Origin of the sequence: Ruminiclostridium josui JCM 17888 (genome assembly GCF_000526495.1) — a bacterium.
Classification (GTDB): domain Bacteria; phylum Bacillota; class Clostridia; order Acetivibrionales; family DSM-1351; genus Ruminiclostridium; species Ruminiclostridium josui.
Window position 1 is genome coordinate 765,903 of record NZ_JAGE01000002.1, and the last position, 22,606, is coordinate 788,508.

Genomic DNA, 22,606 nt, shown 5'->3' on the forward strand with positions numbered 1-22,606 from the left:
TTTAAATATTACTAGGATTATTTAAAGTACTATTACGCTGGTATGTCCGATAACTAAATAACCATCTACGTAGCAACGGAACTCCATAGGAGTATTTAATGAGAAAGTCCACTTAAAATCGGCTCTGTCAAATTTAAACTGCCCTAATTTTGCTTGCATATAATAACACTTGTTATCTGAAAGAGCTTTTACTCCATTGAGCGTAGCAGTATCAAGGTCAAATTCCTTATTACATCCCAACCCCGGTACAATAACGCTAACGTTAAGTATGCCTTTGTCGAAAACAACAATACAAGGAGTTACGATTACAACTGCCGGTAGATAAACTTCAAAACGTTTCTCAACTGTAGTGATATTACCATCTGCATCTTTGATTGTTACTGTAACTGTGTATTTTCCGGGTTTATCCAACTTAATGCAGGAGTTGTTCTTTACAACTTTTCCAGTAGTATCATTAGGTCCATATACTACCATTTTTTCACTAACTATATTATATCCATTTTTTTCTATACTGTAAGACAATTTCAAATTAGTACAAACACTATATACATCGCATAAATTCAACTTAATTGCAGGCTCTGATTTCTTTATCTTTACCTCTGCTGTTTTTACTTCTTCTTTGTTGCCTGCAACGTCTACTGAATAATAGCTTATTTTGTGAATTCCATCACCTTTTACTGTGAAGGTAGTTCCCTCAACAAATTTTGATTCATCTATTGAGTAATATGTTTTTGCAACTCCGCTCTGGTCATCTGTTGCAGTAAGAGTAACTGTCACATCTGCCTTTGACCAATCTGCGGGAACTTTTGCTGTGGTAACAGGTGCGGTAGTGTCTATCTTCACTTCCGTTGTTTTTACTTCTTCTTTGTTGCCTGCAACGTCTACTGAATAATAGCTTATTTTGTGAATTCCATCACCTTTTACTGTGAAGGTGGTTCCCTCAACAAATTTTGATTCATCTATTGAGTAATATGTTTTTGCAACTCCGCTCTGTTCGTCTGTTGCAGTTAGTGTAACTGTAACATCTGCCTTTGACCAATCTGCGGGAACTTTTGCTGTGGTAATAGGTGCGATAGCGTCTATCTTCACTTCTGCTGTTTTTACTTCTTCTTTGTTGCCTGCAACATCTACTGAATAATAGCTTATTTTGTGAATTCCATCACCTTTTACTGTGAAGGTGGTTCCCTCAACAAATTTTGATTCATCTATTGAGTAATATGTTTTTACAACTCCGCTCTGTTCGTCTGCTGCAGTTAGTGTAACTGTAACATCTGCCTTTGACCAATCTGCGGGAACTTTTGCTGTGGTAACAGGTGCGGTAGTGTCTATCTTCACTTCTGCTGTTTTTACTTCTTCTTTGTTGCCAACCTTGTCTACAGAATAGAATGAAATTTTATTAACCCCTGCTTTGTCAACAGTAACAATATTTCCTTCAATATAATCACTACTATTTAAGGAATAATAGGTTTTTGCAACACCAGTCATATTATCTGTTGCAGATAAAGTTACATCAACAGGACTCTTGTTTACCCAGTTGTCTGGAGCATCAGAAGTTGTCACAGGTGCTTTTGTATCAACAACAAATACCGCTGTCACAATGTTAGAAGGTTCTGATTCTCCAAAGGAATTACTGTATGCGGTAACATAGAACTGATGGTCTTTGTACGAAAGATTGTTAACCTGATAAGAAAGATTATTCAGGTTCTTTACAAGTAATACAGGAGTTCCGTCTACCAACTCATAAACATTGTAGCCGTTTGCATATGTAACAAAACTCCAAGATACTAAAGCAGTTGTCCCATCAAGTACCTTTACTGTTGCAGTAGGAGCCTGCATATCGGGGAAAACGATAGTTTCCGTTATTCTATTAGAAGGTTTTGATTCTCCAAAACGTGTGTTATATGCAGTAACTTCATAAGTATGAACAGCCTCTGATAAATTGTATATCTTATAGCTAAGTGCAGTACCTTCGTAAAGCAACTGTCTATCGCCATCTATAATCTCATACACGCGATACTCGTTTGCCCAATTCGCCGCTTTCCACGATAAAGTTATATTGTTAACATCGTAAATGTTATATGTAACAACCGGTGGTTCAACTATAGGCCAAATTAACTGAAAGTCAACAGTACACCCTTCCGGTGATTCACCAAACCTTGTACTATACGAGTTAACTTGATAACTATAATCTCCTGATGGCATATTTGCAAATGTTACGGTAGTAACATTCCCGGTTAGTGTCTTTACCAAAGATTTCTGCCCGTCAACTATTTGATATACGTTATATCCTGTTGCATAACTTACAGAATTCCATTTCAAGACTATATCATTTCCATTTGTTATACTTTGAGTGAAATTACTGGGTGCCGCCATAATCGGAAGAACTAATGAGAAGTTAACTTCAGAAGCCTCAGAAGATTCTCCGAAAACCCTTGATACAGAAGTAACTAAATAGTTATACTCTCCTGCAAGCATATTTGTAAATGTTACAGTGGTATTTGTAACATTCTTGATTAATTTTTTCTCTCCATCTATAACCTGATAAATGTTGTAACTGTTTGCAGCCTCTGCTGCCGACCACTTTAATGTAATATCATTTCCGTTTACGAAAGTATACTCCAAATTATCAGGAGGTAACATTTGGCGACTTATATTTAGCGATACCTGACTTCCTTCAAGGGATTCGCCAAAACGACTGCTTACAGAATGTACCACAAAGGTGTGGTCACCTGGCAGAACATTGGATAAAGTAGCAGTATTTGAATAAACCGTTGATTTAAGAACTTTTTGCTCGTTTGTTAGTTCGTATACTTTATAACTGTTTGCGTAAGTAACTGCATCCCATGATAATACCACATTGTTTGCATTTTGAATCTTGTACGTCAAATTACCTGGTGCTGTCATTGTCGGGAAAACAACAGAAAAATTTATTTCTGCACCACTTGAGGATTCTCCAAATACCGTAGACTTTGAAGTTACTATATATTGATAATCCCCGGCAGGCATGTTTGTTAAATTTACTGATGTAGTTGTAACGGATTTTACTAATTCTTTTTCTCCGTTTACCACTTGATATATATTATATCCCGTTGCATACTGTGATGCAGTCCATTTCAAAGTAACATCATTTCCGTTAGAAATAGTATATACCAAGTCGGTGGGAGCCAACATCTCCTGCTTTATAGTCAGGGATACACTGCTTCCTTCCACAGATTCTCCAAATCGACTGCTTACTGATCGAACAACGTATGTATGATCACCTGCTGTTACATTTGAAATTCTTGCAGTGGAAGTATTAACGGTAGTTAAAAGTACTTCTTTCTCTCCAACCAATTCATATACTTTATAATTATTGGCATAGTTAACAGCTGACCATGTAAGTACAACATTGTTTACATTCTGAATAGCATATGTGAGATCAGTAGGAGCATTCATAACCGGGAAAATTAATGAAAATTTAATCTCTGCTCCCTTTGATGACTCTCCGAATACGCTGGATACTGATGTAACAACAAATTCATAATCTCCAGCAGGTGAATTCGTAAACGCAACAGAAGTAGTTGTAACATTCTTTTTTAATACTTTTTCTCCGTCAATAACCTGATATACGTTGTAGCTAGTAGCATAATCTGCTGCTGTCCATTTCAATGTAATATCATTTCCATTTGAAATAGTATATACCAAGTCGGTGGGAGGCAACATCTCCTGCTTTATAGTCAGGGATACACTGCTTCCTTCCACAGATTCTCCAAATCGACTGCTTACTGAGTGAACCTCATATGTATGGTCTCCTGCAGATACGTTTGAAATTGTTGCAGTTAAAGCAGTAACTGTTGATTTTAGAGTTTTTTGATTGTCAGTTACTTCATAGATTCTATAGCTGTTGGCATTCTCAGATGCACTCCATGAAAGTACAACACTATTAGCATTCTGGATCTTGTAAGTCAAATTCTCTGGCGCTTTCATGGTAGGAAAAACTATTGAAAAAGTAACTTCAGAGCCATCTTGAGATTCTCCATAAAGCGTGGATACCGAAGTAACTATATAATGGTACTCTCCTTCGGGCATATTTGTGAAAGTTACTGATTTTGTGCTTACAGTTTTTACCAACTTCTTTTCTCCGTTAACTACCTGATAAATCTGATAGCTGTTTGCATTTGCAGCTGCCGACCAAGTTAATGTTATATCATTATAATTATTAAGGCTGTACTGTAAATCTGCAGGTGGAAGCATTGTCTGTCCTTCTATTGTAACAGTGAGAGAGCTTCCTTCATTTGACTCCCCATAAGTACTGGAATAAGAATGAATTTCATAGGTATAATCACCGGCAAGCATATTAGAAAAAGTAACAGTTGTTCTGGTTACTGTGCTTATTAGAGTTTTTTGCCCATCTATTACCTGATATATTCTGTAGTTTGTTGCATTAGGCACACTTGCCCAACTTAAAACTATATCTTTACCATTATTTACAGTATAAGTAAAGTTATCAGGAGGCGGCATTAAAACATCTCCCAAAGTTACCGTTACGCTGCTTCCTTCCGCAGACTCACCAAAGCGTGAACTTACCGAGTGAACAACATATGTATGAGTGCCTGCAGATACATTTGCAAGTGTTATTGTTGTTGTACTAGCCGTTGCTTTCAATACTTCCTGTCCATCAATAAGTTCATAAACATTATAGCTGTTAGCATAGGTTGCTGATTTCCATGTAAGTATAACATCAGTACCATTTTGAATCTTTGAAGCTAAATTACCCGGCGCTGCTATGACAGGAAAAACAACATTAACTTCTAAAGAAGTCGAAAGAGAGGATTCACCATATAAAGAATTTACTGCTGTAACAGCATAGGTATAACTTCCTTCGGGTACGTTGGTTAAAGTGTATCTATTACTTGCTGAAGATGCAATCAGAGTTTTTTCACCATCAGCAGAAATTTTGTAAATGTTATATGACTGTGCATATTGCGCGGCTGACCAATTCAAGGTAACGTCGTTGATATTCTGAAAAGTATTGGTAAGTGTGTCTGGTGCTTGCATTTCTGGATAAACAACATCAACAGAAACAGGTGCGCATGGCCCTGATTCACCCTCTTCACTAAGTGTAGATACTACATAAGTATAAGTGCCTTCCGGAAGATCATTAAAAGTGAAGTACGTAGATGTAGTCGTTCCAAGCAGTTTAAGCTGTCCCTCACTTATTCCGTATATATTGTAGCCATTTGCTCCATATACGGGATTCCATGTTACTTTTACATCATCAGGGGATGTAAGCTGAACCGTCAGATTGCTTGGTGGTAAAATGTTGCTATTAGACGCTGCTAAAATACCTGTTGGTAAAAGCATCAAATTGAGACAACATATCACTAAAAGCAAACTGAGGAATTTTAAAAATGCTCCTTTTTTCATCATTTGACCCTACCTTTCTTTTTAAAAATATTCACTTTCCCCCTTAGCTTTATAGATATAAATTGATATTTTTCTTCATATCTATACCCAAATTTTACTATATTTTACTTGTGCAAACAATGTTTACAGATATATTTCTGAGTGTATTCCTTACAGTATATTAAGATGACATCCTAAAATAATGATGTAAAAGTAAGATAAACAGTTAATAAATTCAACTTTAAACTAAAAATATTCCATTATTCATAATAAAAGTAAGTTGTATAATAAATGCATATATGGAATAATATAGAGTTTTTTTGATAAGACCTATAATTTTAATCTAAGGAGGAATAGTGGAAATATGAAAAAAAGAGTCATATTTATAATTGGATTAATTCTATTACTGGTAATCCAAGGGCAAGTATATGCTGCACCATTCATTAACTACTTTACAGAAACACCTATTATAGATTCTTTGTCATCTACTTGTTGGGGTGCCGCTGATGTAGGCCCCCGGGATCAGTCTAACGGTTTGGAAGACAGAACAATGTCAAAGTATTGTTATTGGGATGGAGGAATTATAAAAGGCGAGGATGGCAGATACCATATGTTTGCAAGTCGATGGGATCAGAGTGCTGGCCATAACGGATGGTTCGGCTCGGCAGCTATTCATGCAACAAGTACTAACCTTTATGGCCCATATACAGATCAAGGTTTATGCTGGCCTAATGACCAGGGCGGTAAAGGCCATAACGTGGTTCCCCTTCAACTTAAAGATGGGCGGTATGCTATTGTTGTTAGTGAAACAAGGCGTCCGGCAGATATTTTTGTTTCCAATTCTCTTGATGGACCTTGGTCAAAGCTGGGCAGTATGACAATTGCTTCAAATGAATACTCATCCCTTTTCACTGCGTCAAATGTTTATATTATGCTGCGCCCAGATGGACGTTATGAGGCCATTGGGAGAGATGCAGTAATTGGTATATCTGATAATATTCTTGGCCCTTATACTATTCAGGGAACTAATATATATGCCAAGACTCCGGGGTGTCCTACAGTGAATATGGAAGACCCGGTTATCTGGTACAGTGGGGGTCAGTATCATATTGTTGTAAACAAGTGGGACACGAGAAAAGCATATCACCTTACTTCAAAAGATGGTATCAGCAACTGGAAGCTTCAATCTGGATATGCATATGATCCCACATCTAATTTTATTCGATATACAAATGGTACCGTTAATCATTGGAATAAATTGGAACGTCCTAATGTATATATAGAGGATGGTCATGTTGTCGCAATGACACTTGCAGCAATTGATGTTGCAAAAGACAAGGAACTTGGCAATGATAGGCATGGCAGTAAGGTTATCGTTGTTCCCTTTGATGGTGCTAGCTTGGATCAAGCTGATACTCAACCTATATCAGCCTTTACACAGATAGAAGCAGAGAATTTTAGTGACCAATCTGGAATTCAGGCTGAAGCCTGTAGCGAAGGCGGTGAGGACATAGGGTATATTGAAAATGGAGACTATGTCGTATACAACAATGTGGATTTTGGTACCGATGCAGCAGGTTTTCAAGCTAGAGTGGCTAGTAGCACCAATGGTGGTAATATAGAAATTAGACTTGACAGTATCACAGGTACTCTTATAGGAACTTGTCCAGTCACTTCAACTGGGGATTGGCAGACTTGGACTGATGCAAAGTGCAGTATCAGCGGAGTAACCGGAAAACATGATTTATATCTGAAATTTACAGGTGGAAGTGGCTACTTATTCAACCTTAACTGGTTCAAATTTACTAAAAAAGATGCAGCACCTGTTCTTTCAGGAGATATGAATGGAGATAACAGCGTTGATGCAACAGACTATGCGCTGATGAAAATGTACCTGCTTGGGACAATTACTGAATTACCAGTACAAAATGCTCTTGCAGTAGGAGACCTCAATAGCGACAGTGTAATCGATGCAATTGATTTTGCCATTTTCAAAAAATATCTGCTAGGTGATATTGCAAGCTTGCCTTATTCTCCCCAATAGTTAAATATCTAATGTGTCGTCCTTCTTTTGATTGAGTGATAGGCGAAACCTACTCTATTATATCAAAAGAAGGACTTTTTATATTTACGCTTTCTTACTCTAAAGGTTTGTATTGTTCAATTTGAGCATCACCAAAAGTTCCCATCTCACGATAGGCTGCAACAGCAGCATCTAAAACATGGAATGCCAATGCGGCTCCGGAACCCTCTCCTAAACGCATATCTAACATAAGCATAGGCCTCATGTCAAGTACTTCCATTATTTTCTTGTTTCCCGGTTCAGCAGAACTATGTGAAGGAAAAATATAATTTCTGCACTCTGGCTTTATTTTTATAGCAGCCAAAGCAGCTGCAGCCGTTATAAATCCGTCTATCATAATAGGAAGCCTGTAAGCAGCTGCCCCAATAAAACAACCAGTAAGCGCTGCAATGTCAAAGCCCCCCACCTTTGCCAGCACATCTACAGGATCAGAGGGATTTGGCTTATTTAAATCAATTGCCTTCTTAATAACTTTTATTTTATTGATAAGACCTTCCTGAGTCAGCCCGGCGCCCCGACCCACCATTTCATCTATTTCATACCCAGTAAGTACAGATGCTACCGCACTGCTTGTAGTTGTATTTCCTACCCCCATTTCGCCTGTACCAAGAAGATTTACTCCTTGCTCTTTCAGTATTCCTACTATTTCAATTCCAACCTCAATGGCTTTTATAGCCTCGTCTCTTGTCATTGCAGGGCCTTTAGCAATATTCCATGTACCTTTTCTTATTTTCCTGTTAATTATTCCTGGACAGTCAATATCATCATCAACGCCAACATCTACAACAACTGTATCGGCTCCAGAATGTCTTGAAAGCACATTTACTCCGGTAAAACCTTTCATAAAATTTTGTGTTACACTGGAAGTAACGCTTTTAGGGCATGAACTCACCCCTTCTTCAACTACCCCATTATCTGCACACATAATTATAATTTTTTTATTTTTTACACAAGGAATTAATTCTCCGGTTATTCCAGCAAGCTGTTTTACAATTTCCTCCAGACGCCCCAAACTTCCCAAGGGTTTCGTCAGACTGTCCAGTCTTTTTTGTGCCTTCTGAATTATTTCAATATCAAGCCCTCCAATAACATTCAATACTTCTATAAAAGTCATAATCTATCCCTCACAAATTATGTATTATTAATTAACGAAATACCAGTAAATATGATATCATTAAAAATATGGTCTGATTTAATTCGCAGACAGCACCAAGAACATCTCCCGTGGCGCCTCCTATTTTTCTGCCCAGCAATTTAACCAGTATCGTGGCTGATAAAAACATGCAAATACAGATAAAAATACCATTAAATCCTCTAAAAGAAAAAAACGTTATAATACTGATTATCACTGCAATTATCATTTCTTTTATTCCACAATAATCAATAAAGGATTTTCCCAACCCCGGTCCGCTTCTTGCATACTCTGAAAGAGCTGCCCCTGTAACAGAGCCTATTCTTCCTGCCACAGGCATAAGTAACAAAGTAAAATACATATGAGCTGAAATCATAAAATACACGAGAACCACATTCAGTCCTAAAATACAGAAAGTTACCAATACTGCATATGTTCCTACTCTACTGTCTCTCATGATTTCCAATATTCTTTCTTTAGGTCTGTTGGAGAAAATACCGTCAAAAGTGTCACCTAAACCATCCAGATGAATTCCACCTGTTAACAGTATGTATGTAATAACTATAAGTACGGCAGATATAGCAGGAGCAAAAAACATATTCAAAACATAACCCGCACCAGCTATCACCACTCCTATCATCAACCCAATCAGCGGTGCTAATGCCAGTCCCTTGCCAAAATCCTCTTCGTCTGCGTCCAAATTCACAGAAATAGGAATGGTAGTCATAAACTGAAGCAAAAGTAAAAAACGTTTTAAAAATATCATTTTTATTCTTCTTTCATGTATTATTTAATTTTCACAGGAATTCCTGAAACACACAAATAAACGGCTTTAGCAGCGGACACGAGTTTTTGATTTACTCTTCCCTGAATATCACGAAAGAGCCTTGCACTCTTATTATCAGGAACTATGCCCATTCCGATTTCATTTGTAACCAAAATGAATGGAATTCCTGAGCGCCTTGCGACGGCTAAAAGTCTTTCTATTTGAATATTTACAGCCTCTTCCACTGCAATTATATCCTCTTGATACATTTTATCAAAATCAGGACATACTTCAAACATTATATTTGTAATCATTACTGTGATACAATCCAGAAGAACTGCTTTTTTATTTCGACACTTTTCTTCAAGGAATATATCCAAGTCTTTATATGCCTCAACAGTTTCCCAATATGCAGGCCGTTGCTCTCTATGCTTTTTAATTCTTAGTTTCATTTCATCGTCAAAAGCTATTGCTGTTGCTACGTATATAATATCATCACCATATTCCTTAGCTAAATTTTCTGCAAATGTACTTTTTCCACTTCTTGCGCCCCCTGTTATTAACATAATATTTCCTGAAACTTCTGTTTCCATGTTTTATCCTCCCAATGAATTTCCAATCTTTCCAAACACATACCTAAAATTATAAACTATTTATTGCCATTACTGTCAAGTAACTTATTAAGTAGTCTCTCATATGCTCATCACGTTTATTTTTTTTAGTTGTAACACATATTATATGTAAACGAATATTGAAAGGAAAATGACATGGGACTAAAAAAATGTATAATATCAATGTTTATATTTTTATTCCTTTTTCAGACAAGCACTTCCGCTTATGAAAGCTTAAGCTACCTATACGCAGGAAACACAACAACCTATATAAATAATGTTAACCGTACCGGGACAAACCTAACAACAGTTTCTCCCGATTATTTTGAAATAAACAGTAACGGAACTTTAAAAAACACTATAAAAGTAGACCCACTTTTTGTAGAAAGCATGCACGCAAAGGGAATAAAAGTCGTACCCTATCTAAGCAACAACTGGGACAGAACCCTTGGCAGAGCCGCATTGGCAAATCAAAACTCATTTGTCGCCAGTCTAAGTGCCGAAATTGTACGACTTGGATGTGACGGTGTAAATATAGATATTCAAAATCTTACAGAATCAGACCGTAACGCATATACTGCATTTATAAAACTTTTACGTTCTTATCTTCCGAAATCAAAATTATTAACGATATGTGTAGCTGCTAATCCTTGGGGTTCTACTATTGGTTGGCAGGGTTCCTATGATTATGCCACATTAGGAGCCGTTTGCGATCAAATATTTATAATGGCTTATGATGAGCATTACACCGGAAGTGCACCGGGAGCGGTAGCCAGCTTTTCTTTTGTAGAAAAAAGTGTAAACTACACACTGAAATATGTTCCTTCAACAAAAATAGTTTTAGGAATACCATTTTATGGAAGATTTTGGAAGCAAGGTTCAACAAGTGGCGGGTACGGAATTACTGTTTCAGACGTCGAACGTCTGGTATCAATCTGTAAATCCAAAACCTGGTATGACAGTACTTCCCAATGTGCTCGTGCAACCGTAACAGTAACTTCATCAGATAACGCAGTTATCTGGGGAAGCAGCAAACTTTCAGCAGGTACTTACGATATTTGGTATGAAGATGAAACTTCTTTAGAAAAAAAACTGTCACTTGTCTCAAAATACAATCTGTTGGGCGCTGGAAGTTGGGCATTAGGTCAGGAACCGCAGCGTTTCTGGAATAATTACAGTCAGTGGCTTATGGGTAAACCATTTATTGATATTTCAAATCACTGGGCTCAAAGCTACATTATAGATTTATTTCAAAAAGGCATTGTCAGCGGTATGCCAGACAAGCGTTTTGTTCCTGACGACAGTCTTACCAGAGCTCAAGCTGCAGCATTACTTGTAAAAGCACTTAATCTGGAAAACGAATCTGCAACTGCTTCCTTTTCCGACACTAAAACTCACTGGGCATCAAAGCAAATTGCCATAGTAAAGGAAAAAGGCATATTCAGCGGATATTCAGAAAACATGTTTTACCCTGAAAGAAAAATTACCAGAGAGGAATTTGCTGTAGTATGTGACAAGATACTATTCTCTCCCGATACTGTAGATTTCTCTCAAAGAATTTTTAGTGACGTAAGTCCTGAAAGTAACTCATGGTCAAATAAATCAATCATTGTTCTTTCTATGAATAATATTCTTTCAGGTTATCCGGATGGCACCTTCAGACCTAAAAAAACTATTACCAGAGCTGAAGCTGTCAGAGTAATATCCGCATTATTGGAATATCCGGGTGGATTTACAATATCACCAAGTAAAATTCAAAATCCAGAAACTGTACCAGCGAGATAAGATTTGAGCAAAAACAGCAGAGAGTTCCAAAGAAAGGAATTCTCTGCTGTTTTTTGCTAAGAATAATTATTGGTTAGTAGTCTGTGTAATAGTTGATGCGCCGGAGCTTACATCAAAGAAATATGAACCGCTTCCTTTGTATGAAAGAACCTTTATCTTGTATGTTCCTGCAGTAGTTGGAGTATAGCTTATTGTTTCTTGTCTTTTTGATGTTTCTGAAGCTGCAACTTCTGTTCCGCTAGGATTGTAGAGATATAAGTCAAAATCCTGAGAAGATGTCCAATTAGGGTGAATCAATGTTATAGCTATAGGATATGTAGTGTTAGGTATAGTGATTGTATATTCATCGTAGCTTTTGCTGTTTGCTAAAGAATCAGCTTTATAAATATGGTTTGGTACGGCAGGGCCGGTACCTGTGAAATTACCTGCTTGCTTTACGGCTGCATAACTATCCAGTCTGCCAAAGCCGTAATCCAAGTCTTGTCCTGCAGGACCCCAGTCCTGAGCAGTACTTGTAATTATATTTACAGCCTGCGAAGCTGTAAGGCTAGGATTTGCGTCAAAAATCAATGCAGCTGTTCCTGCTACAAAAGGTGTTGCCATACTTGTTCCGCTGTATGCTACGTATTTATTGGTTGAATTAGCCTTTGCAGCTGTTATTTGATAGCCTGGAGCAGCTATATCAGGCTTAACTCTGCCGTCAGCTGTCAGACCTCTGCTTGAAAAGTTCGCCAAAAAGAAACCCTTTTCTCCCAAATCTCCAAAGGCGCCTACTGTCAAAGCTTTTGATGCTGCTCCAGGAGAACCAATAGTTGCCTTCCCTGGTCCTGAATTACCTGCTGCAACTACAGGTACTATTCCTGCATTGAAAGCCTTATTAATTGCTACAGAAGTTGAATCAGTTCCATCTGAACTTTCATCAGTACCAAGACTTAGACTTATAATTTTGATATTGTATTTATCTTTGTTTGTTACAGCCCAGTCTATTGCAGCTGTAACATTACTCATACTACCGCTGCCGGATGCATTCAGAACTTTCAAACCAATCAGCGCAGCACCCGGTGCAACCCCCTTATAGCTTGAGTTACCCTCTCCTGTGCCTGCAATAATGCTTGCGCAATGGGAGCCATGCCCGTTATCATCATAAGGAGTTGTTTTATTATTAACATAATCTTTCCATGCTATTACCTTACCGCCGTCAAGATCCACATGGCTTGCATCAATTCCTGTGTCAATAACTGCAACTACAACGTCTTTGGTACTATATGTTGTTGGTGCGTTATCACCATCGCCATTTACATTAAAATCTGTCCTGGCCTGAGTTGCCCCAAAGGAGCTTGTTGCAGTGTTCAAAGTAGCATGAACCGGTGCATCATACTCAACCTGCTGAATCAAATCAGATTTTTCAAGTTGACTTATTTGCTTTTTTGTTAAATTTAAAGCGACTCCGGGGATATTATCGAATTTATGCTTTAGTTTGGGATTACCCAAAAGCTTTTCAATTGATGAAAATTCATCTTGAGAGAGCTTCTTATTAAATAATACTGTAACAGGTATTTCAGCGCTGTCAGATGCTTCGTCAACTTTTTCTTTAAGATTTACAAACAATTTACTGTTGGGACTTTTGGTAAGTTTTAATTTCGGAATTTCAGATTTTTCTACTTCGCTTAAAGGCTTAGCAAAAGTAAGTGTCTGTGTACCTACGATTGTAAACACCAATGTTAAAACAAGAAATAACTTTATTAGTTTACTTTTTCTCATATTTGTCACTCTCCCCTCAATTTTTACTATAGTTATTGAATTTACCGTACCACAAATTTACATAATTTTACCCTTAATTAATTTGATGACATAATTATTAAAGCTGTACAACTTCAAATTTGTATAGCAAAACAACCAATGGCACGCCTGCCTTGGAACTCTTATGCAATAATACATACTTGCACTCTTGCATCATACGTATAAAACTGGCATAGTGTGAATTATATACTTATAGATGTTTTACGTTTATGCTTTTCACAACGTTGTGTAAAGATATTTCCTAACCTTTTATGGATAACTCTAGAGTAAAATGAATAAAGCATGCTTCCTTATTCACTTTAAAATAATATACCACTTCCATTATATGGATGTCAATATATTTTTTTCAATTTTTTGGAATTTTTTCTGTGCTTTTGCTACAAAAAAACAGGGATGTACAAAATCCCTGTTTTACTTGGTACTTAGAAATTATATTCCATCAACTATAGTTTCAATCCTTGAAACTGCCTTTTCAATTGCTTCCTGCCTCTCAAGTTCTGTGGTTCCTGTTCCATCCACCAACAGTTCTTCAAATTTGCTAATACCTAAAAATCTCATAATATCGTGTACATAATTTACCCCCTTATTTATAGCAGGCCTGATAATCCAAGGAATATTTGCTCCTGAAGACTGTACATATATAAACGTACGCTCTTTATCATTTAATAAACCATGAGGTTTATTTTCATCAAAAGCAATTGTTTTACCGGACTGGATAATACAATCAATGTATTCCTTTAAGGGAGCAGGAAAAGACAAGCTCCACATAGGCGACGCAATTACATAAATGTCCGCATCTCTAAACTGATCACACAGCTTTATTATCTGATTTACTTCATTCTGTTCATCTTGAGGCAACTTTGCCAAAGCCTCTGAGTTTATAATAGCACTCCTGCTTTCAAAGTAACTGTATTTCAATTGTGGTATATGCTCTTTATATAAATCTACTTCTTCAAGAACCATACTTGGGTGTTTTTCAAGTATGCTGTTGATGAGTTTTCTTGCAACTGTTTTTGAAGAAGACATCTCTTCCGGTTTTGAATTTACACTAATATATAGCAGCTTTTTCATAAATATCCCCCCAATAATTTTTTTGGATATTTATAATATTTGCATATAAAATGTAAATATACTTTAAGCCTCTTCCAAAAAGTATACATAAAAATCATACAAAAGGTTTCTTGTTTATATTTATTAATTCTCATCAAGTCCCATCTGATTCATAACCATTTTATAGTAAATGCCTTTTCTATCCATTAAATCTATATGAGTTCCATATTCTTGAATACATCCATTCCCTATAACAAAAATCTTATCAGCATCACGTATTGTTGAAAGTCTGTGTGCAATCAAAAAGCTGGTGTGGTTTTTCATAAGCTTGAGTAAAGCCAGTTGAATTTCTTTTTCTGTTTTTGTATCAACGCTGCTTGTGGCTTCATCCAGGATAAGTATCGGAGCATTACATAAAATAGCTCTTGCTATTGCAATCAACTGACGTTGCCCCTGGCTAAGATTATCGGAGCTTCCTGTAATATGTGTATTATACTTCTTGGGCAGCCTTGATATAAATTCATGGGCATGAGCCATTTTTGAAGCTTCCATAACTTCCTCATCCGTTGCTTCAGGCTTTGAATATCTTATGTTGTCCATTATTGTACCAGTAAAAAGACATGTGTCCTGCAAAACTACAGAAAAGCAACTTCTCAGGTCTTTTCTAGAAATATCGGAAATACTGATATCATCTATTAATATTTCTCCTTCATCAGCCTCATAAAATCTGGTTAGAAGATTTACAATCGTAGTTTTTCCGGCTCCAGTCTCACCAACAAGGGCAACAACTTCTCCCGGTTGGACCTGAAAGCTAATGTTATTGAGAACTATATGCTCCGGATTATATGCAAATGATACATTTCTAAACTCCACTTTACCTTTAGCATCAAAAAATTCCTTTATGTCCTTTTTGTCAGCTTTTTCCTCTTCTTCATCCAAAATTTCAAAAACTCTTTCAGCTCCTGCCAGAGCTGATTGAATAGTATTGAACATTCCTGCAATATTGTTAAGTGGCATACCAAATTGCTTTGAATACGTAAGAAAGCTGACTACAACACCTATTGTTAGTATTTTATTTACTGTCAACACTCCTCCTGCACAGGCAATAAAAGTAAAGCTCAAATTGTTAATGACATTCATAAATGGCATAAGGAAACCTGCCCAAATCTGAGCCTTAGTGGAATCTTTACAAAGCTTACTATTAACCTCTTTGAATTCCTCCAAAACCTTCTGCTGGCGATTAAAGGATTTAACCATCTTTAATCCCACAATATTTTCTTCAATTACCCCATTTAACAACCCCAGATTGTTCTGTTGACTTTTAAAGTATTTACGACTGTGCATGGCTATTGTTTTGGTCAGTATAAATACAAGTGGTATAGTAATTAGTGCAACAAGAGTTAAAACAGGACTTAAATACAACATCATTATAAATGAACCCGTTATTGAAAAAATACTGGATATGAGCTGAGTAGTTGTCTGAGCTACAGTACTGCTGATGTTATCAACGTCATTGGTTATCCTGCTCATAGTATCTCCATGGGCTCTGGTATCATAAAAGTTCAAAGGAATTTTCTGCAGTTTTGAAAAAAAGTCTGTCCTTATGCTTTTTACAAGATTTTGAGTAACCTTTGCCATAAGAATACCGTTTGATGTATCTATTAACCAACTCGCCAGGTAGCAAACAATAAGTGTTGTCAGTATAATATTCAACACATTTTTTTCTACATTTCCTGTTTTAATATTAAATGTATTTATTGCTTCTCCTAATAAATAAGGTGTGATAAGTGATACCGAAGCTGAAAGAATAGTAAGTACAGTAGCCACAATAAGCGAGTTCTTCCATTTACCAAACATACTAACAAGTCTTAGCATTGTACCTTTACTATTCTTTGGTTTAGCAGTAGGTTGAAATCTTTGATGAGGCGGCCCTCCCATTCTGTTTCCCAATCTTGGCATATTGCCTATGTTTCCGGGTTTATTTGCACCAGCCATTATAAGTCGCCTCCAATCTGGGAATCGTAAATTTCTCTGTAGGTCTTGCAAGTTCTCATTAAATCCTCATGGCTTCCAAAACCTGCATTTATCCCATTATCCATAACAAGAATTTTGTCGGCAGTCATTGCAGTACCTATTCTCTGAGTTATCATGATAATGGTTTTTTTATCCTCAGTGCTGCGTAAAGCCCGCCTTACTCTTGTCTCTGTAACGGCATCAAGAGCACTGGTACAATCATCCAGTATCATTATTGGAGATTCCTTCGCAAGAGCTCTAGCAATCGAAATTCTTTGTTTCTGTCCTCCTGAAAGATTTACACCGTTTTGACCAAGTAAGCTATCATATCCGTTAGGCATTTTTTTTATAAATTCGTCTGCCTGTGCCTGTTTTGCAGCATTTATCACTTTCTCTCTATTTGTGTCCCTCATCCCCCAGGCTATATTATCAAAAACTGTACCTGTAAAAAGCATACTTTTCTGAGGTGCCAGTGCAATATTGTTTCTTATATAATCTGTATCAAGCTCTTTGATATCTTTACTATTTATATAAATATTTCCTTCCTGCACATCATAAAAATGAAGACATAGCCACGCAATAGTAGATTTTCCTGAGCCTGTGGGCCCTATAACCGCTAGAGTTTCACCATCATTCACCTTGAAAGACAGGTTTTCCAAAGCTGGAAGGCCGCTCCCACCGGGATATGCAAAAGTAACATTTTTAAACTCCAGACTTCCTTCACTAAAGACTACTTTGTTATCAGAGCCGGAAAAGTCTTCTTCACTTTCTAATATCTCTACAATCCTTTCAGTTGAAGCCTTTGTCCTAATAAAAGTATTAAAAATATTCGTTATCATAATCAATGATGTTAGTATCTGCATCATATAGTTTATAAATGCTGCAACCTTACCAACCTCAATATAACCATTACCAAACAAAATACTCCCCAGATAAATTATAAATGCAATCCCTATGCTGATTGTTAATGACATTAATGGAGAAAAATATGAAACTACCAATTGAGATGAAACACTCTTTTGAAATAAATCCGTATTCACTGCATCAAACTTTTTTTCTTCATCCTTAAAACGTCCAAAAGCCTTTACAAGCCTGATTCCAAGGAGATATTCCTGTACCGTAGTATTTAACCTGTCTATTGCAGACTGGACTTTTGCAAAACGCGAGTAGCTCATTTTCATACTGATTATAATAAGAATTGCTATGACAACAATAGCACAAAAGAGAACTATGCTCATGATTGGACTCAAAATAACAGCAAGTATTATACTGCCTATACATGTCAATGGTGCTTTAAAGAATATTCTCATCATTCCATTGACAAACTGAATAATCTGATTTGTATCATTTGTCATCCTTGTAATAAGAGAACCACTTTCTAATTTGTCAACACTTTCTTCCGAAAACTTCATTATTTTGGAAAACACATCATAACGCAAATCAGCTCCAAAACTTTGAGAAACCTTACTGGCAAGTATATTTCTAGTTGCCGCAAAACCAGCACCACAAATGGTTATAATAAGCATCATCAGCCCAAGCTTTAAAACTAAGTCCACTCTGCTGTTTTTAATCCCGGTATCTATTATACGTGACATAATAGCCGGCTGAAGTAAATCGCAAACCGCCTCAAAAAAAACACAGCTAACAGCTATCAGAAACTTAAACCTGTATTTTTTAAAGTAATTTCGGTAAATAACCATAACCTACCCCCTAAAGGTGTTCAAACAAAATATCATAAATAGTAAGCCCCCTAATTGTTAGAATCCTAACATATTATATTAAATCCCTTTTGTCATGTCAATTTACAAAGCTATATGAAAATCAAAATGTCATATTCCAGTTTTTCCTGCCATAGATTTAATAGTGCAATAATAAGAAAGGTCGTGTCAATATGAAAAAGCAAAGGTTTACTCATCCTGAAAAATGGATTTTATTTGGTATTCCATTTGTATTCATAGCAGGTTTTATTCTTCACTATCTGTATTTATGGTCAGGACAAAAGGATTTTGTCGGGCTGATTTCCCCACTAAATGAAAGCGTGTGGGAACATGGAAAGCTGCTGCTGGTTCCGACTTTACTATGGTGGTTAGTTTATTATATAGCAAAGCAAAAGAAATATGGAATAGATGCTAATCTATGGTTTACAGGATTGCTGGTTGCCATTGTTTCTTCTATCCTTTCAGTAATGTTTTTTTACTATTTTTATACTCAGGCATTTGGATTTCAATCACTTTATGTAGACATATTTATCTTTTTATTATGTAGTATTATAGGTCCGTGTCTGGGTCTTCATTTCTACAGATATTCTGAAGGTTTGGGGATATTGATTTCAATTTTACTTATTACTCTCATTTGTATATTATTTGTTTACTGGACATTTGAGCCACCACACCTCCCTCTTTTCTTTGATAAAGTTAATGGCAAATACGGAATATAGAACATATCTTTCAGAAATAAAAGTGCTTGAACCTTTATCTGTTCAGGCACTTTTATTTAGAATTCACGTATTTAAGCATCTTTCCATTAAACTGCAAATTTGATATAATTTCCTTTATACTTATGTTAAGCGATAACGTAATAATGGGAGAATACGTATGATATTTATTGTGACAGCACTAATGCTGGAAGCTGCACCTATTATTGATTATTTTAAACTAAAAAAAGATATGACAATACATCCCTACTCTGTTTATAAAGGTTCTGATATTGCTTTGATTGTTAGTGGTGTCGGAAAGCTAAAAAGTGCCATGGCCTCAGTCTTTCTATATAATTTATACGGTTCAGGGAAAAATGATGTTTTAATAAATATTGGCTTTTGCGGTACAAACAGCAAACGCTTTAATACAGGAAGCCTTTTGATTGCAAACAAGATTACCGACATAGATACTGGAATGGACTATTATCCTGATGTATTTTTCGGTGAAGGAATTCCCCAAATACCTGTGCAATGCTATTCAAAGGTTGTAAAATCAACAGATTTAACTGAGCAAAAGGAATTATTCTGCGATATGGAATCTGCAGGTATCATGGAAGCTTCCAAAAAGTTTTTCTTTTCCCACAATGTACTTGTACTTAAAATAATATCAGATTATCTGGAGCCTGAGAAACTGGATAAAGCAAAGCTTAAAAGTTATATTGAAATGAACATGACTATCCTCGATAGTATAATAAAAGAAATGAAACACTTAAACGAAGGTTTTATTGAATTGAATTTAGAGGCTGAAAAGGATTTAATAGAATCATTGTGCTTAGACCTAAGATTTACTCAGGCTATGAAGGTGATTCTGACAAAAGAAGTTAAAAGAGCCGGAATAAATGGTTTGGAGCCTTTATCCTCATTAAAAGAATTTAACGGAATAAAGGCTGATTCTAAAGAGGAAGGAAAGAAATATTTTGAATACATTATTAAAAAAATCAGGCAAAAATCTGTTTAATTCAATATACATAGAAGAAAATGCATATGATTATCCGATTACACGTATGGTTTTAGAGAAATTCCCTGATGTACCCGTAATTACCATACGCAATTACAAAGACATATTCAACCGCGGAAATCAGTGTTTCCAGCTTCAAAAGCACCGCCAATCCCTTATATTGGCGGTTAAAAGCAAGCAATTTCTTTATAAAAGCCCTGAAGTATGTCAGGATTTCGGCTATTCCAACTTTTATTATACTTCTTTTATTCTTAATTGTATTTTTAACTGCGAGTATTGTTATCTGCAAGGAATGTATCCTTCTGCAAATATAGTTGCATTTGTTAATGCAGATGAATTCATAGATGAAATCCAAAACACTTTGGCTGGAAAAAAAGCTTATTTGGCTGTTTCCTATGATACTGATCTTATTGGTTTTCATAATGTGATTCCATACTGGAATTTCCTTCAGGACTTTTTTGCTCAACATCCCGACATTAACGTTGAAATCCGTACTAAAAGCGCCAACGAAGTGTTTTACAGCGAGATTCAACCTGCTGAAAACACTGTGATAGCCTTTAGTCTGGCTCCACAAGAAATCATTAAAAAATTTGAAAGGCACACCCCTCCTCTTGCAGCCCGGATTAAAGCGGTAAAATCCGCTATTTCTAGAGGCTTTAAAGTACGATTGTGTCTTGATCCGGTTATTCTTAATTCTGGAAGTGAAAAGCTATATGAACCATTTTTCAGAAATCTGTTCGCTGAAATTAACCCGGATAAATTAAAAGATGTAGGCTACGGCTTTTTTAGAATGTCAAAGGATTTATTCAAAAGAATTGAAAAGCAAAATAGAAAATCACAAATTTTTGCAGATGATTACACTATAAAAGAAGGCATAGTTTCTTACCCCCCTGACCTTATTAAAATGGTAATGGATAATCATCTGAAAGTTTTACAAGAATATTTACCAAAGGAGAAGATATTTACACTATGAAAACAGCAATATTAACTGGAGCTTCAAAAGGTATAGGCCTGGCTATTGCAAAAAAACTTAATTCAATGGATTACAAAGTATATGGATTAGCCCGTTCCTTTGAAAATACAGAGTATTCTCATAAAAATTTTATCAAAATTACTTGTGATGTTTTGAACACCCATGAACTGGAAAAGATAATAAATCAAATCGAGTCTGAAGAAGCTGAAATTAACCTATTAATCAACAATGCAGGAGTAGGCTTTTTCGCTCCCCATGAGCAGCTGAAAATAAAGGATATTCAGACCATGATACGTATAAATCTTGAAGCTCCTCTTATTTTATGTAAATTACTCTTAAGAGCATTAAAAAAGAGCAAGGGAACTATAATATCCATTTCATCTGTAACCGCTAAGAAAATAAGTACACATGGCTGTGCCTACGCTTCTTCCAAAGCAGGGCTTTCACACTTTTCATCAAGCCTATTTGAAGAAGTACGAAAATATGGCGTAAAGGTAGCTGTCGTTCACCCTGACATTACCAGCAGCAATTTTTATGATAATCTTGATTTTACTTATGACAGTGATTCAGATGCTTTTTTGCTTGAAGAGCAGACTGCAGAAGCAGTGGAATATATTTTGAGCTGTTCAGAAAACATGGTTGTAAATGATATAACCATTCGCCCTCAAAAAAACCGTATAAAAAGAAAATCACCAGCCGGAGAATAAATTTAATCCGGCTGGTGGTAAAAGTTTTAAACTGCTGTCCAACCTCCATCTACAAATATAGTTTGTCCCGTAACATAACTTGATGAATTGGCTGCAAGGAATATTAGTGTACTGTCAAGTTCGCCCATGTTTCCGACTCTTCCCATAGGACATCTGAAACTAACAAAATTATTAAACTCTTGATTGTTTAAAATATCTCCAGTCATTTCTGATTCAAAAAATCCCGGTCCAATCGCATTTACTGTAATTCCGTATTTTGCCCATTCAGCAGCCAATGCACGTGTAAGATTTATGACTGCACCCTTTGATGCATGGTAACTAGAATTTTGAGTTGCTGTATTGGCTATATGACCAAACATAGAAGTTATATTAATTACTCTGCCATACTTATTTTCTATCATGTTTTTTCCTGCTTCTCTGGCAAACATAAATACTCCTGTTAAGTTAGTATTTAGTACCCTATTCCACTGGTCAGTTGTATGATTTTCTGCAGGAACAACTTCTGCTACTCCTGCATTGTTAACCAAAATGTCAATCTTGCCCATCTTTTCAATTATAGAAGCAACTGTATCCTTAACTTCCTGTTCATTAGTAACGTCACACTTAAATGTCAAACATTTTCTTCCAATTTTCTTTATTTCTTCAGACACATCATTCAGCTTTTCAAGTCTTCTTGCTACTATTGCCAAATCAGCCCCTTGTCTTGCCAAGGCCTTTGCAAACTGTACACCCAAGCCAGATGATGCCCCTGTAACTACCGCAACTTTTCCAGTTAAATCAAATAAATTCATATAATACACCTCTTTCTTGTTTCTATTTACAATTTATTTATATCCTTTTTTTATTAATATAAACAAAAAAGAAAGA

Annotated in this window: 15 protein-coding genes; 6 read left to right on the forward strand and 9 right to left on the reverse strand. The window is 36.2% G+C overall.

What is annotated here, in order from left to right:
• Window positions 1-21: 21 nt before the first annotated feature.
• A complete protein-coding gene (locus tag K412_RS0119650) occupies window positions 22-5,409 on the reverse strand; it encodes an OmpL47-type beta-barrel domain-containing protein (protein WP_024834673.1) in 5,388 nt (1,795 codons plus the stop codon).
• Window positions 5,410-5,749: 340 nt separating this feature from the next.
• On the opposite strand from K412_RS0119650, the gene K412_RS0119655 reads away from it, so the two are divergent.
• Window positions 5,750-7,429, forward strand: a complete 1,680-nt coding sequence (locus tag K412_RS0119655; protein WP_024834674.1) for a carbohydrate-binding protein — start codon at window positions 5,750-5,752, stop codon at window positions 7,427-7,429.
• A gap of 94 nt (window positions 7,430-7,523) precedes the next feature.
• Here K412_RS0119655 and cobT read toward each other — a convergent pair whose 3' ends face one another.
• From cobT to cobU, 3 genes are read right to left on the reverse strand one after another with little or no spacing between them, the layout of a single operon-like run.
• Complete coding sequence (cobT, locus tag K412_RS0119660) at window positions 7,524-8,582, reverse strand: nicotinate-nucleotide--dimethylbenzimidazole phosphoribosyltransferase (RefSeq protein ID WP_024834675.1); 1,059 nt, start codon at window positions 8,580-8,582, stop codon at window positions 7,524-7,526.
• A gap of 31 nt (window positions 8,583-8,613) precedes the next feature.
• Window positions 8,614-9,366, reverse strand: coding sequence for an adenosylcobinamide-GDP ribazoletransferase (gene cobS, locus K412_RS0119665; RefSeq protein WP_024834676.1), 753 nt, complete (start codon window positions 9,364-9,366; stop codon window positions 8,614-8,616).
• Window positions 9,367-9,386: 20 nt separating this feature from the next.
• A complete protein-coding gene (gene cobU, locus K412_RS0119670) occupies window positions 9,387-9,959 on the reverse strand; it encodes a bifunctional adenosylcobinamide kinase/adenosylcobinamide-phosphate guanylyltransferase (protein WP_024834677.1) in 573 nt (190 codons plus the stop codon).
• A gap of 174 nt (window positions 9,960-10,133) precedes the next feature.
• Between cobU and K412_RS0119675 the strand changes: the two genes are divergently transcribed.
• Window positions 10,134-11,762 (forward strand): S-layer homology domain-containing protein, encoded by a 1,629-nt coding sequence (locus K412_RS0119675; RefSeq protein WP_024834678.1) that lies wholly within the window; start codon window positions 10,134-10,136, stop codon window positions 11,760-11,762.
• 66 nt (window positions 11,763-11,828) lie between these two features.
• Here K412_RS0119675 and K412_RS0119680 read toward each other — a convergent pair whose 3' ends face one another.
• From K412_RS0119680 to K412_RS0119695, 4 genes are all read right to left on the reverse strand, one after another.
• The gene (locus tag K412_RS0119680; protein ID WP_024834679.1) at window positions 11,829-13,523 is read right to left on the reverse strand and encodes a S8 family serine peptidase; all 1,695 of its coding nucleotides are present in this window, start codon (window positions 13,521-13,523) and stop codon (window positions 11,829-11,831) included.
• Between the two features lie 468 nt (window positions 13,524-13,991).
• On the reverse strand, window positions 13,992-14,633 hold the full coding sequence (locus K412_RS0119685; RefSeq protein WP_024834680.1) for an FMN-dependent NADH-azoreductase: 642 nt from the start codon (window positions 14,631-14,633) through the stop codon (window positions 13,992-13,994).
• A gap of 123 nt (window positions 14,634-14,756) precedes the next feature.
• Entirely contained in the window at window positions 14,757-16,607 is a 1,851-nt protein-coding gene (locus K412_RS0119690) for an ABC transporter ATP-binding protein (protein WP_024834681.1), read from the reverse strand.
• A complete protein-coding gene (locus K412_RS0119695) occupies window positions 16,607-18,325 on the reverse strand; it encodes an ABC transporter ATP-binding protein (RefSeq protein WP_024834682.1) in 1,719 nt (572 codons plus the stop codon). The genes K412_RS0119690 and K412_RS0119695 overlap by 1 nt, the downstream gene beginning before the upstream one ends.
• Before the next feature lie 191 nt (window positions 18,326-18,516).
• Between K412_RS0119695 and K412_RS0119700 the strand changes: the two genes are divergently transcribed.
• The 4 genes from K412_RS0119700 to K412_RS0119715 all read left to right on the forward strand — a co-directional run bounded on the left by K412_RS0119700 (window position 18,517) and on the right by K412_RS0119715 (window position 21,739).
• Window positions 18,517-19,062 (forward strand): DUF6512 family protein, encoded by a 546-nt coding sequence (locus K412_RS0119700; protein ID WP_024834683.1) that lies wholly within the window; start codon window positions 18,517-18,519, stop codon window positions 19,060-19,062.
• A gap of 157 nt (window positions 19,063-19,219) precedes the next feature.
• Entirely contained in the window at window positions 19,220-20,059 is an 840-nt protein-coding gene (locus tag K412_RS0119705) for a 5'-methylthioadenosine/S-adenosylhomocysteine nucleosidase family protein (protein ID WP_024834684.1), read from the forward strand.
• Window positions 20,019-21,032: an SPL family radical SAM protein gene (locus tag K412_RS0119710; RefSeq protein WP_024834685.1), complete on the forward strand. Its 1,014-nt coding sequence runs from the start codon at window positions 20,019-20,021 to the stop codon at window positions 21,030-21,032. Before K412_RS0119705 ends, K412_RS0119710 begins: the two co-directional genes overlap by 41 nt.
• Window positions 21,029-21,739: an SDR family oxidoreductase gene (locus tag K412_RS0119715; RefSeq protein WP_024834686.1), complete on the forward strand. Its 711-nt coding sequence runs from the start codon at window positions 21,029-21,031 to the stop codon at window positions 21,737-21,739. Before K412_RS0119710 ends, K412_RS0119715 begins: the two co-directional genes overlap by 4 nt.
• Before the next feature lie 26 nt (window positions 21,740-21,765).
• Here the strand turns inward: K412_RS0119715 and K412_RS0119720 are convergent, their stop codons facing one another.
• Entirely contained in the window at window positions 21,766-22,530 is a 765-nt protein-coding gene (locus K412_RS0119720) for an SDR family oxidoreductase (protein WP_024834687.1), read from the reverse strand.
• Between the last annotated feature and the right edge of the window lie 76 nt (window positions 22,531-22,606).